Source organism: Pseudomonas sp. NPDC087804, assembly GCF_044742965.1.
Lineage (GTDB): Bacteria > Pseudomonadota > Gammaproteobacteria > Pseudomonadales > Pseudomonadaceae > Aquipseudomonas > Aquipseudomonas rustica.
The window spans coordinates 1,085,451-1,098,559 of the sequence record NZ_JBIUVN010000001.1; the positions used below are offsets into that span (position 1 = coordinate 1,085,451).

At 55.8% G+C, this 13,109-nt stretch carries 13 protein-coding genes; 5 read left to right on the top strand and 8 right to left on the bottom strand.

The annotated features are described in order from the left end of the window. Positions 1-18: 18 nt before the first annotated feature. Positions 19-384, bottom strand: a complete 366-nt coding sequence (locus ACIOMO_RS04720) for a DUF6124 family protein (RefSeq protein ID WP_401238555.1) — start codon at positions 382-384, stop codon at positions 19-21. A 590-nt stretch (positions 385-974) separates the two neighbouring features. Between ACIOMO_RS04720 and ACIOMO_RS04725 the strand changes: the two genes are divergently transcribed. Continuing rightward, positions 975-2,021 carry a pentapeptide repeat-containing protein gene (locus ACIOMO_RS04725; protein ID WP_401238558.1) on the top strand — a complete coding sequence of 349 codons (1,047 nt, stop codon included), beginning with the start codon at positions 975-977 and terminating at the stop codon, positions 2,019-2,021. Next, positions 2,022-2,717 carry a nucleotidyltransferase domain-containing protein gene (locus tag ACIOMO_RS04730; protein ID WP_401238560.1) on the top strand — a complete coding sequence of 232 codons (696 nt, stop codon included), beginning with the start codon at positions 2,022-2,024 and terminating at the stop codon, positions 2,715-2,717. Positions 2,718-2,829: 112 nt separating this feature from the next. Here ACIOMO_RS04730 and ACIOMO_RS04735 read toward each other — a convergent pair whose 3' ends face one another. Next, positions 2,830-3,747, bottom strand: coding sequence for an RES family NAD+ phosphorylase (locus tag ACIOMO_RS04735; RefSeq protein WP_401238563.1), 918 nt, complete (start codon positions 3,745-3,747; stop codon positions 2,830-2,832). A gap of 72 nt (positions 3,748-3,819) precedes the next feature. Further along, on the bottom strand, positions 3,820-4,629 hold the full coding sequence (locus tag ACIOMO_RS04740; protein WP_401238565.1) for a 2OG-Fe(II) oxygenase: 810 nt from the start codon (positions 4,627-4,629) through the stop codon (positions 3,820-3,822). A 268-nt stretch (positions 4,630-4,897) separates the two neighbouring features. On the opposite strand from ACIOMO_RS04740, the gene ACIOMO_RS04745 reads away from it, so the two are divergent. Beyond that, positions 4,898-5,869, top strand: a complete 972-nt coding sequence (locus ACIOMO_RS04745; RefSeq protein ID WP_401238568.1) for an AraC family transcriptional regulator — start codon at positions 4,898-4,900, stop codon at positions 5,867-5,869. 302 nt (positions 5,870-6,171) lie between these two features. Here the strand turns inward: ACIOMO_RS04745 and ACIOMO_RS04750 are convergent, their stop codons facing one another. Beyond that, positions 6,172-8,091: a tyrosine-protein phosphatase gene (locus tag ACIOMO_RS04750; protein WP_401238571.1), complete on the bottom strand. Its 1,920-nt coding sequence runs from the start codon at positions 8,089-8,091 to the stop codon at positions 6,172-6,174. A 490-nt stretch (positions 8,092-8,581) separates the two neighbouring features. Then, positions 8,582-9,505 (bottom strand): carbon-nitrogen hydrolase family protein, encoded by a 924-nt coding sequence (locus ACIOMO_RS04755; RefSeq protein WP_401238573.1) that lies wholly within the window; start codon positions 9,503-9,505, stop codon positions 8,582-8,584. An 84-nt stretch (positions 9,506-9,589) separates the two neighbouring features. Here ACIOMO_RS04755 and ACIOMO_RS04760 point away from each other — a divergent pair, with 84 nt between their 5' ends. Beyond that, positions 9,590-10,504 carry a LysR family transcriptional regulator gene (locus ACIOMO_RS04760; RefSeq protein WP_053120825.1) on the top strand — a complete coding sequence of 305 codons (915 nt, stop codon included), beginning with the start codon at positions 9,590-9,592 and terminating at the stop codon, positions 10,502-10,504. Between the two features lie 4 nt (positions 10,505-10,508). Here the strand turns inward: ACIOMO_RS04760 and ACIOMO_RS04765 are convergent, their stop codons facing one another. After that, positions 10,509-10,763 carry a hypothetical protein gene (locus ACIOMO_RS04765; protein WP_053120827.1) on the bottom strand — a complete coding sequence of 85 codons (255 nt, stop codon included), beginning with the start codon at positions 10,761-10,763 and terminating at the stop codon, positions 10,509-10,511. Positions 10,764-10,916: 153 nt separating this feature from the next. Between ACIOMO_RS04765 and ACIOMO_RS04770 the strand changes: the two genes are divergently transcribed. Then, positions 10,917-11,234, top strand: coding sequence for a YqjD family protein (locus ACIOMO_RS04770; protein ID WP_008088645.1), 318 nt, complete (start codon positions 10,917-10,919; stop codon positions 11,232-11,234). 111 nt (positions 11,235-11,345) lie between these two features. Here ACIOMO_RS04770 and ACIOMO_RS04775 read toward each other — a convergent pair whose 3' ends face one another. Both ACIOMO_RS04775 and ACIOMO_RS04780 read right to left on the bottom strand, forming a co-directional pair. Next, positions 11,346-12,029 carry a VWA domain-containing protein gene (locus ACIOMO_RS04775; protein ID WP_401239434.1) on the bottom strand — a complete coding sequence of 228 codons (684 nt, stop codon included), beginning with the start codon at positions 12,027-12,029 and terminating at the stop codon, positions 11,346-11,348. Continuing rightward, the gene (locus ACIOMO_RS04780; protein WP_400755532.1) at positions 12,011-13,012 is read right to left on the bottom strand and encodes an ATP-binding protein; all 1,002 of its coding nucleotides are present in this window, start codon (positions 13,010-13,012) and stop codon (positions 12,011-12,013) included. Before ACIOMO_RS04780 ends, ACIOMO_RS04775 begins: the two co-directional genes overlap by 19 nt. Positions 13,013-13,109: the final 97 nt, after the last annotated feature.

Consider the following 13,109-nt stretch of genomic DNA (forward strand, 5'->3'; position numbering starts at 1 on the left):
GCGATCGCGGCGGAATCGCTAGTGCGGCAAGCGGCGCCCATCCAGCACTCGATTGACCATCAGCTCACTCAGCATGATCACCTGATGCAGCATCAACAGCGCCCGGCGTTGTGAGTTGTCGACGCCATTGCCGATATCACGCGCCATGTCACTCGCGGCGGCTAACGATTCACAAGCTTCGACGAGCAGGGTTTCTTCGTCCACGGCGGGGTCGATCAGGAAGATCTGGCTGGTTTTGCGGGAAGGGATTGAGAGTTTAAGTGCGTCGGGGTTGAGGTAGAAATTGATGGCGCGTTCGGTCGCCTCTTTTATTTTTTGAGGTTCGAGCGCTGGGTCGTACGGGATCGGATCGGCGTCCGGTGGGTTTGGCGTGACTTTGAACATAGATGAAGCTCCTAACACATTTAAAGGAGGCTTCACCCTTTCGCTACCAAACGAAGGGTGGCGGCCATGCAGAGGTTGGTAGACCGGGTGTTAGGATCCGGCGCGCCCTAGGACGCCCTATACATGGCCACCATAATCGAGAGACAAATCTCGACGACTGCGGAATGTACAACTAACACCGGGCTACCAAACCCGATCACTGATTTTCAGTGACAGGGAGACGATATAGCCCGCTGCATAGTCGCGTATGCCAGCGGATTCTGAGGTGCGCGTAGGCAACGGCGCAAGGCGTTGTAGCCTTTATGGCGTAACGGTTTATGTAATTTAAACGCGCTTGCTAGGTCATGCTTAAACATCAAAACCGCCCCTTCCTTCGTGGCATTTTCTTAAAAACCATTCTGAAACGGATAGCTCGCAAGATGTTGGATAGGGCATCTCCCAAACCCCCAAGCTATAAGCATGTTACGCCAATTGTTGCAGCCCCTCTCACCAGGTGGGGCCAACGTCCATGAGCGACTGTCCTTGATAGGTGAAAGGATCTGCCTCGTGAGATATGCTAGAGCTACGACAACGCCTGCAGGAAGCATGAAGTGACTCAAGTTAAGAAAACCAAGAGAGGAACCTCATATTGGGACTCTGTTTACTCCGGAGAAGATTTATTACTAAAAGAACACGACTGGGATCTCGCAAACAATAGAGGTCCAAGTGAGTTACTTTTCACATCAGAAAACCTGCAAATTCACATAAAAAAATCGGCGCTCCCCAGATTCAACTGCAAAACTACAAATTTTTCAGATTGCGATTTTATCGGCGACTACATAAGCAATGTTACACACGGCGAACTCTCATTCAGGAAGTGCACCTTCACCGGGTGTGACTTTGGCGACAGTATTTGGAGAGGGGTAAAGTTTAGCGAGTGCAGCTTTGAAAGATGTTCATTCACCTTAACAGAATTTCAAGACTGCATTTTTTACGAATGCCAATGGGATAGCATTACGATATCCGGCACTGAAACAAAAATACCAAACACGCTAGTATCAAATCCCAATAAATTTATCGACTCAGCGTATACAAATCTAAACGAAGCTATCCTATTAAAAAATAACACAACACCTGACTATCAAAAAATGAGGCTGGAGGGAACCAAAGCAAAATTCGCGAGGGTATTGCTAAAAAACGCTGAAAGCCACGGGGATGACGACGCATATTACTCAGCAATTAAAACATATCTAAATCAGTCGCTTAAAAGTAAAATATCAAAATCCACCTATAACTATTTGCATAACAATGGCAAGATCAGGAACGCTCTTGCTTTTCTGGCTGCTTGGTTTGAGTTATTCCTGCTCAACATATCCGGATTCATTAATTGCTGGGGCAAAAGCATCGCTAGGCCAGCAATTATAGGAATGTGTTTAACCTTAATATTTGGCATACTTTATAGCTACTTACTGAAGGATCTCGCCACAGGACTTGTAAAAGGATTTGATATTACATTCCTCGTAGGTTATACAAAATACGCGGACAAGGATGACCCAGTAAAATTTCAACTTCTTTATGGACTTAATGCATTTTTCGGTCTTTGGTGGTACGCAATTCTTGTACCAACATTAATCAACAGAATAAGCAGGGTTAACTAAATGGCTATCCTATCGCTTATTGTATATGGAAGTAGAGCCCGTGAAGATCATTCGGATAGCTCCGACACTGATCTGTTTGCGATCACCGATGATGAAAAATATGAGATGATTGTGAAGGGCAGTACTAATATTGCATGCTACCCCCTTAAACAAGCAATTACGAGGGCCCGGAGCGGCGATCTGTTTTTTTTGCACATCACACAAGAAGCCAGAGAAATATACGACCCTCAGAATTTTTTTGAGAGAATCAAAAAAGATTTTGTAAGGAAGGAAAGCTACATTACCGAAATTTCAAACGCATGCGAGCTTGGATATGCGTTGGTGGCCAGCGCTGGGCGGATACAAGATTACTACCTTCTAAACAAAAGGCTCGCTTGGTGCTTAAGAACTATTTTAATTGCTAGGTCTGCAGAAATGGGATGTCCCACTTTTTCAAAAGAAGGGTTGGCCCAGCTTTTTGAGGATCGACGTATAAGTAAATTGATATCAATGAAAGACTCCGACAACTATGATTCAAAAGCATACCCAGACTTCCATTCGATTTTTGTTAGACACGGCATTGAGCAAAACAAAGAGATGCCTACAGAATATGAAGACCTAATAAATTACTTTCTTCAGCGCAACAACGCAATGGGATTAAAAACCGCAAGACTTTTAAGCCACGATACAGAACCAGAAAGTTACGAGTGGGGCTGACAATTTTCTCACAGGGAAAACTTATAGCATTGGTAATGCTGACCAGCCCCAAAATTCACTGCACAAAAAAGGGGATACAATTATCATCCACGCTCTTTTTGACTTTAATTATTCATTCAATAATTATTAATGGAAAATCGACCGGATCAAAACTTTGAGCTTGCCCCACAGCGACTTCGACAGAACTCGGCTTACAAAAAATTTTATCATGGATATTTTTTGCAATACTTGGAGTTTGATTCCAATCTTGAAAAAGACAAATCCTACCTGAATTTCCCACTAGCAGCGCAGACCAAAATTTAGGCTTGCCTTCTACCAGCCCCCCAATGAAAGAGCAAGCAACTTTTAGTCGCGTTTTGGAGGCGAGATTCAAACATAAATTAACCCCGCCGGCATTGGCGACGGAGGGATAACACCAACCATCGCGTCCAAGCTTAAAAATTTTGTTAGCTAAAACACTGCTAACCTTATACGCGTTTTCAGATGTATTGAAAAAATGCCTGCTTAAAAAAGCATCAATTACACTTAGCTTTTCTCTAACACTTTTCGCTACCCCCTCCATTCCTTCTATTTTCATTCCAACCTCAAGAACTTCCAAGTCCTCCACTATATCATAAGCGGTAAGTAAAAAAGGCACATCATCTTGCAAATGGACTTCCTTCAAAGGTGTCAACGCATCGGTACTTGCATATAACAATTGCTGATGCGGTTTATTGAGTCGACCATACTCAGTAATAAACCTCTTCGGAGCCTCCCAAAAATCACTCCCTTCAATTTTATTGGTTATCGCATCCAGCTTACGCGCTCTATATAGCCTCCCTCCTTTCTTGTATTGCCGCATTCCCGATGTAAATGCAGACACACCAAACCCCTCAATCTGAAAAAGCAAAACCTTTTTTATTGCGTGGTACACCGCCTCGTCATCAGAATTCGCCAAGTCCACTTCAAGACCGTCGAGCCTAGCCTGTATTTCCTCTTTACTATAAGACTGAAAAACACTTTCAAGATTAAAGCCTTCCAACTCCGACATGCAGCGCTCCATTTTTTTGATTTTTTATCGCTTTATAATTCAAAATTTATTGCTTGCAGCTATATAAATGCGTCACCCCTTACCCATAGGTTTAAACAATTTACCTACATAGTAGCTCAAACTCCACCGATCCTTCGGCCGCGGTTTATAGTGCGTTTTATTCCTCTGCCCCGGCTCCCCACCCACCCCACTCGCCGTGTAGTAATACAGCGCAATCGACCGCCGAGTGATGTGTTCAGGCGTAGTCAACGGCTCCGGATGCCCGTGATTACTATCCTTATCCGTATTAAAAATCACACACCGGTTATAAACCGGCAGCACCTTCTTCAAGCATTTCTTCATCCCCACATCCCAAAGCTCCAGGTTGCCGCCGTACGCTTCCTGCCAGTGCTCGGTCAGGTAAATAATCACGTTCAACCGCCGCTCAACGTTGAGCTTTTTGTTCAGGCGAAAATCCGAGTGCACGCCCAAGAAGCCGCCGGTTTTGGTTTCGTGTAATCCGCCGCCCGCGAAGTAAGGATCTGGAATCAGTCCTTGTATGCCGGTGAGTTTTTCGAGGAATCCCAGCATCGGTGCGGAGTTGAAGGTGTTGAACACGTTTTTCAGGTAGGGGCTGCAGGCGTTGGGGCTGATCTGGCGTTTGAGTTGGCCTTTGTAGCCGCGCTCGTAGATTTGTTCGTTGTTGGTCGGTTCGACCGGGAAGTGTTCGCGGATGCTGGCGATGACGTCGGCTTGCAGGAAGTTGTCGATGACGATGTGCGGGAATGGTGTGGCTTGGGTGTATTTGCTGGTCAGCGATTCGCCGAAAGCGCTGGCGGCGTTTTGGTCGAAGTCGAGTTCCGGGGTCAGGGTGATGGGGAGTGTTTGCGTGTTGGCTTGCATTGCCGCTCCAATGTTCTTCAAGTCTTTCAGGTCACGTCAAACAGGGCCAGGCGCTCGGCGCGGTGCCGCTGTTTGTGCGCTAAGTTCAGTGGCGAGCAGGTTGCCATGTCGGCAATGGCCTGCCGAGTGTACTTTTCCGAAACGTGCTGTGGCGCTGTAACGACATGTTTCCGGCTGTCACAAACTGGTCATATTTCCTCTGCTAATCTCCTCGGCGCCCTACCCCTACACCCCTGTTCTAGAGCCCCCACACGAAGGTGCCGCCACGGTGTTTCCGACTCCCGTTCGCCAGCAAATTATCCTGCGCTCCGACAACCTCCGTTCGGACGATTTCGGTGCTCTTTTTTCGAAGTTGTTTGGTAATCGCTATGCCGATAACCCACCGCTGCCGTCGAACATCATTATTGGTGGGGTTTACGGGCGGCACGATGGTGTGAGTTTTCGGCGGATGCATTATCACGGCGATTTCACGGTGTCTTTTCCGGATCAGCAGGATGAGATTACGTTTGTCATTCCTACGGCGGGCAAGATTGTTTTTAACCATGCGACGGAGTCTGTGGGCGTGACGCAGGTGGGGTTGGCGATTGATAAGGCTGAGATTCGCTCGATGCGGTTTTTTGATGATCATGCGCATCATGGGATTTCGGTGAATCGGCATCAGTTGACGGAGCGGTTGTCGGCGCTGTTGGGTAAACCGATTCTGGAGCGGATTGTGTTTGAGCCGAGTGTGAATCTGGATTCGGCGGCGTTTCAGGGGATCAAGGCGTTGATTGATCTGGCGACGGGCGCTGAGTTTGATGCGTTGATCAACAGCGGGACGTTGATGCCGTCGCGGTTGCGCGAGATGTTGATTGATGCGGTGCTGGAGGCATGGCCGCACAATTTCACCGAGGCGCTGCGGCGGCCGGCGCCGATGGTCGCGCCCCGGCATGTGAAGTTGGCGATGGAGTTTATTCAGGCGCATCCGGAGCAGTTGGTGAGTGGTGTGGATCTGGCGCGGTTGAGTAATGTGAGTCAGCGGGCGTTGCAGGAAGGGTTTCGGCGGTTTGTCGGGACGTCGATTGTGGCGTATCAGCGGCAGGTGCGGCTGGAGCGGGCTTATGAGGTGCTGGCGCGGCGGGAGTCGGGGTCGGTGACGGAGGTGGCGTTGAGGTTTGGGTTTAGTAATGTGGGGCGGTTTTGTCAGTATTTTCAGGGGGCTTATGGGGTGAGTCCGGCGGAGTTTCGGGCTCGGGGGTGATTGGATTTTGAAGCTGTAGGGTTAATTGTGGCGAGGGGATTTATCCCCGATGGACTGCGTAGCAGGCCCATTTCTTGGGGCCGCTGCGCGACCCGTCGGGGATAAATCCCCTCACCACAGGGGTTTTGGGGTGGTTTGAAGATTTTTGGTTAGAACGCAATTTGTGGGAGCGGGCTTGCTCGCGAAGGCGGTGGATCAGTCGATTTGATATTGGCTGGTCTGTCGCTTTCGCGAGCAAGCCCGCTCCCACATTGGGTTTTGCGGTGTGTTTTGGAGCGGGGTCGTCCTTGACCTCGCTTTTATTAGAAGGCGTAGCTGGCTTTTAGGCCGCCGTTGAAGCCGTGGCTGTCGCCGCCGCCATTGGCGCCGATTTCTGCGCCCAGGCTCAGGGCGCCGAGGTTGGCCATGACGTTGACCCCGCCAGTGAACTGATCGCGGTTGTCGAAGGCGGCGCGTTGTTCGATATCCAGCCCTAGCAGGTGGCTTTGGCTGTCGACTTCGTTATCCCCCAGTGTGCGTTCGTAACCCACTTGTACGCCCGGCACCAGTTGCCATGCGCCCATCGCCACCGGGGCGAAACCGACGTTGAGGCTGGCGACGGCGCTGCGGCGGGTGGCGGTGTTGTCGTCGACGTCGAGGGCGAGTTCGCTGCCCTTCTCTGTGAAGCCGTTGAGGTCGAGGTGGCTGATGCGAAAGCCCAGGCTCGGCTCGAAAACCATGCCGTTGACCGGGGCGCGGTAGCCGAGGGCCAGCGTGGCGCCGGTGAGGTTGCCGTGGGTGTCGCCCTTCGCTGAGCCGAGGCCGCCGCCGAGGTCGCGTTTGCTGTCGTAGTCGATGTAGCCGGCGCTGGCATTGGCGTCGAGGAACAGGCCTTGTTCCAGGCTGGTGAAGCCGTAGCGGGCGCCGACGTTGAGGAAAGTGAAGTCGGTGTCGGCTTCGCCACCCGCACCGCCGACGGTGCCTTTGCTGTAGCCGAAGCCACCGCGTGCGCTAAGTTGTTCGCTGAAGCGTTGGGTGATGCCGACCATCAGGCCTTGGCTGTGTTCGTTGCTGCTTTCGGCGTGGGACGAGCCGTCGGTGCCGAGGTAACCGGCCAGCGCGGTCGTCCACAAGCGGTATTGACCGACTTTGAGGTCGGTGCCGCTGGCGAACGGTGCGGCGGCTTGTTCGATCATCGCGTTTTGGCGCAGCAGGTAGCTCGCGGCGTCAGCGTGCACCTGGCCGCCGACCTGGGATTCGACACCGCCGAGGGTGCCGGCGTCGATGGCCGATTGCAGGTAATAGTTGTAGGCGCTGTAGGTGCCGGACAGATTGGTGTTCTGCAATTCGCGGAGCAGTTCGGCGCCGGCAGCGGCGTTGCCCATCAATCCGGCCTGACCCGGCAGGCTGTTGTATTCGACGAGCTTGCCGCGCAGGACGTAGATGGTTTCCTGCGAGAGGCCGAGGCCTTGTTTGAGGTAGTTGTCCATGGTGCCGTATTGCGCGGTGACTTCATCGAGACCGGCCTGCAAGTAGCTGGCCTGCACGCCGAGCAGCGGCCCGTAGACGGCGGCCATGCTTGGCGGCATCGCTTTCAATGTGGCGGCGACGCGCGCGGCGGTGTAGTCGTTGGTCGCGAGGTAGTTGGCCATGATTGTTGCGTTGTCGACACCGGCGATGCTTTGCAATACGGCGGCGGTCCAGCCGGTGCGGTCTTTACCGGCGGTGCAGTGGAACAGTTGCGCGGCGTCGACGCTGGCCAGCGCGTTGAACAGCGTGCCGAACTGGCTGCGCATGCCGGCATCGTTGACGAAGGCGCGGTTGGTCTGTTCCATCATGGCGACGGCGTCGGCTGCGCTGTTGAAACTGATGTTGGTGATGTTGGAGCCGGAGGTGGTGGCGCCGATGATGTCGATGTTTTGGTAATTCGCGCCGTTGAGCATGGTGTCTGGCGTGCCGGCGATTTCGCTCGGGGTGCGCAGGTCGTAGACGGCTTTGATGCCAAGGCTGTTGAGCGTCGCCAAGTCTGCCGCCGACGGCGTGATCGCGTTGGAGCGATAGAACACGCCCGTGCGCATGGTGCCGTCGTGGGCGGTGGAATAGGCAGTGGTGATGCCGGCGACATCGCGGAAGTTGTCGATGCTTTTCAAGCGCGGCGTGTCGAGGGGCACGGACTCGGCAGCGTGAGCAGCGGCGATGGACAGGCTCAGTACGGACAGCGAACACACAAGACGTTGAAACACGGTGCAGCCTCATTGTTTAAGCGTTGGGCTGCTGACTATGCGGAGCGAAGTGATACTGAATATGACAGTTTCGGTTTGTCGCGAAATGGCTGCGCGATTGGGCCGTCTGGTGCGTGATTGGGCTGTGGGGGATTGAATTTTGGAGTGTCAGTTGGGTTGGTTGTTGGCCGGGATACCGCTTTCGCGAGCAAGCTTGGCTCCTACAGGGATTGTGTGTGTCTGTTGAATGTATGGGCACCGCCGAACATTGTAGGAGCTGAGCTTGCTCGCGAAAGCGTTGGGTCAGCGACGGTGATATCGACTGGCATACCGCTTTCGCGAGCAAGCCCGCTCCCACAGGGATTGTGTGTCTGATGGATGTATGAGCACCGCCGAACATTGTAGGAGCTGGGCTTGCCCGCGAAGGCGGTGGGTCAGTGACGGTGATGCTGGCTGTCACGCCGCTTTCGCGAGCAAGCTCGGCTCCTACAAAGTCCGCGGTGGTTTGGGGTTATTGGGTGAACCGCACGCCCGGTTTTGCGCGTTCGTCAACGCTGAGTTCGAAGATGTCCGGGCGGGCGTAGTGGCCGACGACGTCGTAGTCGTAACGCGCGCGGATCAAATCATCCGTGTCGATTTCTGCGCTGATCAGGCCGGCTTCATTGCGCAGCGGCCCGGCCAGAACGTCGCCCATCGGCCCGATGATCACGCTGCCGCCGGCAATCAATGGGCGCTCGGCGGGCCAGTTGGCAATGTCCACACCCAACTCGCGCGGCGACGCCTGCACCTGGCACGCACTCACCACAAAGCAGCGCCCTTCATGAGCAATGTGGCGCATGCTGACCTGCCACATCTCACGCTCATCCACAGTCGGCGCGCACCACACTTCTACGCCCTTGGCGTACATCGCGGTGCGCAGCAGCGGCATCATGTTTTCCCAGCAGACCACCGCGCCGAGCTTGCCCACCGGCGTATCGAGCACCGGCAACGTCGAGCCATCGCCCGTGCCCCAGATCAGCCGTTCAGTACCGGTCGGCATCAGTTTGCGGTGCTTGCCGACCAAACCCTCGTGCGGATCGATATACAGCACCGTGCAATACAACGTGCTACCCGCGCGCTCAATCACGCCGATCACCAAATTGGCGCCGGTGCGCGCCGACAAACCGGCCAGCGCATCAGTCTCGACACCCGGCACATCGATGGCGTTGGCAAAATACCGCGCATACGCCTCGCGCCCTTCCGGTAAGCGATAACCCAGTTGCGTACCAAACCCCTCGCCTTTCGGATACCCACCGAGCAGCGCTTCCGGCATCACCACCAACGCAGCGCCGGACTCAACGATGGCCGCTTCATAACTGAGAATCTGTTCGAGGGTTTCGCCTTTGCCCCCCGGCAAGGAGCCGATTTGCAGCGCAGCAACGATTGATTTGGCCATGTCAGTTCACTTCATAAGATCAGGTGTTGCTGATTCTCCGGCCGCACGGGATCATGAATAAAGCCCGATTCACTGCTGAATGATATGAGCCTTATGAATATCGCCACCGTCGACCTCAATCTACTGAAAGTCTTTGAAGCCCTGCATGAAGAGTCCAGCGCCAGCCGCGCCGCGCTGCGTCTGGGCGTGACGCAATCGGCTGTCAGTGCAGCGTTACGGCGTTTGCGCGATGTGTATGGCGACCAATTGTTCGTGCGTACCGGGCGCGGTCTGGCGCCAACACTAAAAGCCAATCAGCTGAAACCGGTGGTCAGCGAGGCGCTGAACAAGTGTCGGCAGAGTCTGGCGATGGTCGACCCGACCACGCAGCAGTACGAGGGGCGCTCGGTGACGGTGGGCCTGTCAGATGATTTCGAGATCGCCTACGGCCGGCGTCTGATCGAGGAAATTGCCCGCAGCGCGCCGAAACTGCGCCTGATCTTCCGCCAGACCCACAGCCAGATCGTCGCCCGCGATCTGATGGAGCGCAGCATCGATCTGGCAATCACCGCCGGCGGTTTTGCCGAGCGCCTGCTCAGTCGTCAGGTGTTAGGCGAAGGCGGTTATGCGTGCCTGGTCGATCCCGCGAGCCTGGCGCCCGGTCAGCAGCAGATCGATCTGCAGGAATTCGTCGCCCGCGAGCACTTGCTGGTGTCGTCCGGGGGATTTATCGGGATTACCGATGAGGGGTTGGCGGCGCTGGGTTTGAGTCGTCGGGTCTGCGCTTCGACCACGCATTTTGCCGCGCTGCCTTATCTGCTCAAGGGCAGCCAGGCAGTAGCGACGATCCCGACGCACGCCGCCGAGAGTATCGCGGCGATCAGCGGGCTGACGTTGTTGCCCTGCCCGCTGCCGTTGCCGCGTTATCCGATCGAACTCGGCTGGCGCACCAGCACACAGATCGATCCAGTGGTGGTGAAGGTTCGCGAGGCGATTGCCGCCACGTTCACACCGGGCTGAGGCGTTACTTGTTCGCTGCCATCAGGCGATTGACTTCACTGCGCACCATGTTGGCGAATTCCGGCGGCGACATGGTGTCCAGTTCCGAACGTACCCATTCCGCCCATTTGCCTTTGCGCTTGCCGCGCTCGCCGAACAAACGCGCGGCTTCGCCTTTGGCTTTGCCCAGATTGTTCTGCCAGAGTTCGAACAGACGGGATTTCTCGTCCTCGAGCGCCGCGCGCTCAGCGAGGGATTTGTCGGCCAGATTGAAACTCATGGGGATTTATCCTGCTGCGTAAAATGGCGACATCTTACACGCTCGGCGGAAATCTCCTGCGCAGGTTTTGCCTGTTGATCTACATTCAGTGCAACTTTTCGCGCACCGTCGCACTCCATTGATCACGTCCATTCAACTGCAAGGAGTCACCCAATGGCCCGGAAATCCGCCGTGCAAGCCGCCCAGGATCAAATCAAGGATCAAGCCTTCAGTGAGCTTCAGGCGTTAATCGAAGAATCCGACAAACTGCTGAAGAACAGCGCTTCACTGGTTGGCGAGGAAGCGGAAACCCTGCGCGGGCAAATCGCCCAGAAATTGCAGCAGGCACTGGAATCGGTGTCGAGCGTGCGCGACCGCACCAAGCCAGCGGTAGATGCTACCGAAAGCTACATCGGCGGCCATCCATGGCAGACCGTGGCCATCTCGGCCGGTTTTGGTCTGGTGGTGGGGTTGCTGCTCGGTCGTCGTTGATTTCTTAAGACCGAGTTGACGCCATCGCGAGCAGGCTCACTCCTACAGGGGAACGCATTTCAAATGTAGGAGTGAGCCTGCTCGCGATTCGATTCTGAAAGCGCACAAATGTCAGACCGACAGCAGCTCATCAATATGCCGATACTCAGCCGCCAGCCCCGCCGCCAATTCCCGCGCCCGCCCCAATCGAATCGGCCCTCGCTCGATATCGATCAACAGCCCCGGACACGCCAGCGCCGGCAACCCCGTCCACGCCTTCAACCGCCCATCCGTGACCACCAGCAAGCGCTGCTGCTCGGCTGGAAAACGCTTGCGCCGCACCGTCAGCCATTGCTGCGCCTGTGCCAACGCCGCCACCAACGGCGTGCCACCGCCGGCGCCCAAAGCATCAAGCCAAACGCGCAAGCCACTGGACGCTTTCAACCCCTGCACCTGCCACTTCGGCGCCGAGCCACTGGCCGTCAACAACGCCAACCGTGCGCGTTGGCGATAAGCATCGTCGAACAGTTGCGCGAGCAGACCTTTGGCATCGCTCAAGGCCTGATGCCGGCGGGTAGACGCCGAGGCATCGACGATCACCAGCCACAACTCATGCGGCGTACGGGTGCGCAGTTGAAACAATAAATCGGCGCGAGTTTGCGGGCGGCCGTTGAGCAGCGTCGCCGGCCAGTTCACCAAACCGCTGCGTGCGGCGTGGCGTTTGCCTTGGCGTCCGTTGTCCAGCCGACCAGCGCGGGGTCTGGCATCCGCCCCCGCGTCGGATCGGGGGCGAATGCCTAAAGCTTTTTTGGCCAGCTCGGCACTTCGCGGCGAGCACCGGTGGCGAGGGCCGGCGCGGGCATATCGCCCCACTGCCCTTGCCCTTCGCTCGGCTCAGCTTGAGCATCGCTTGGCGATTGCGGTGGTTGTTGCGGACTCGACGCGGTCTGCTCGCGACGGCGATGGCGCAGTGCGAATTCAGCAACGGCGTCGATATCCGCTTCGCTGATCGCCTCTGCACCGCGCCATGCCGCGTGCGCCCGAGCAGCGCGCAACCACACCAGATCCGCGCGCAATCCATCGACGCCGGCAGCAAAGCAACGCTCAGTGATCTGCGCCAGTGCGGCGTCGTCCAGCGGGATGTTGGCCAATGCACTTCGCGCATGTTCGCAACGCTCGCGCAGGGCTTGTTGCTGGGTTTCCCACTGCGCGCAAAACCCTTGCGGATCGCTGTCGAAATCCAGCCGACGCCGAATGATTTGCCCGCGCTCGGTCGGCGCGGTGTGGCCGCTGAGGGCGACGTTCAAACCGAAACGGTCGAGCAATTGTGGACGCAACTCGCCCTCTTCCGGGTTCATCGTGCCGATCAGCACAAACCGCGCCGAGTGGCGATGGGAGATGCCGTCGCGCTCGATCAGGTTGGTGCCGCTGGCGGCGACGTCGAGCAGCAGATCGACGAGGTGATCGGGCAGCAGATTGACCTCATCGACGTAAAGCACACCGCCGTCGGCCTTGGCCAAAACGCCGGGAGAAAATTGCGCGCGGCCATCGCTGAGGGCCGCGTCGAGGTCGAGGGTGCCGACCAGGCGCTCTTCGGTGGCGCCCAGCGGCAACGTGACGAACTGACCGCTCGCGAGCAGATCGGCGAGGCCACGGGCCAAGGTCGATTTGGCCATGCCGCGCGGGCCTTCGATGAGCACGCCGCCGATTTTCGGGTCGATGGCGGTGAGGCACAGGGCGAGTTTCAAGTCATCGGCGCCGACCACGGCGGAGAGGGGGAAATGCGGGGTGTCGGTCATCATCATTACTCGGTCATGGTCGGTGAAATGCTTTTAATTGTGGGAGTGAGCCTGCTCGCGATGGCGGTGTGTCAGCCTACAACGAGTTAACTGACAC

Excerpts from the sequence above, each read along its gene's own strand:
- ACIOMO_RS04720 (WP_401238555.1), bottom strand. The coding sequence starts at position 384 with ATGTTCAAAGTCACGCCAAACCCACCGGACGCCGATCCGATCCCGTAC.
- ACIOMO_RS04730 (WP_401238560.1), top strand. The coding sequence starts at position 2,022 with ATGGCTATCCTATCGCTTATTGTATATGGAAGTAGAGCCCGTGAAGAT.
- ACIOMO_RS04735 (WP_401238563.1), bottom strand. The coding sequence starts at position 3,747 with ATGTCGGAGTTGGAAGGCTTTAATCTTGAAAGTGTTTTTCAGTCTTAT.
- ACIOMO_RS04740 (WP_401238565.1), bottom strand. The coding sequence starts at position 4,629 with ATGCAAGCCAACACGCAAACACTCCCCATCACCCTGACCCCGGAACTC.
- ACIOMO_RS04755 (WP_401238573.1), bottom strand. The coding sequence starts at position 9,505 with ATGGCCAAATCAATCGTTGCTGCGCTGCAAATCGGCTCCTTGCCGGGG.
- ACIOMO_RS04760 (WP_053120825.1), top strand. The coding sequence starts at position 9,590 with ATGAGCCTTATGAATATCGCCACCGTCGACCTCAATCTACTGAAAGTC.
- ACIOMO_RS04765 (WP_053120827.1), bottom strand. The coding sequence starts at position 10,763 with ATGAGTTTCAATCTGGCCGACAAATCCCTCGCTGAGCGCGCGGCGCTC.
- ACIOMO_RS04770 (WP_008088645.1), top strand. The coding sequence starts at position 10,917 with ATGGCCCGGAAATCCGCCGTGCAAGCCGCCCAGGATCAAATCAAGGAT.
- ACIOMO_RS04780 (WP_400755532.1), bottom strand. The coding sequence starts at position 13,012 with ATGACCGACACCCCGCATTTCCCCCTCTCCGCCGTGGTCGGCGCCGAT.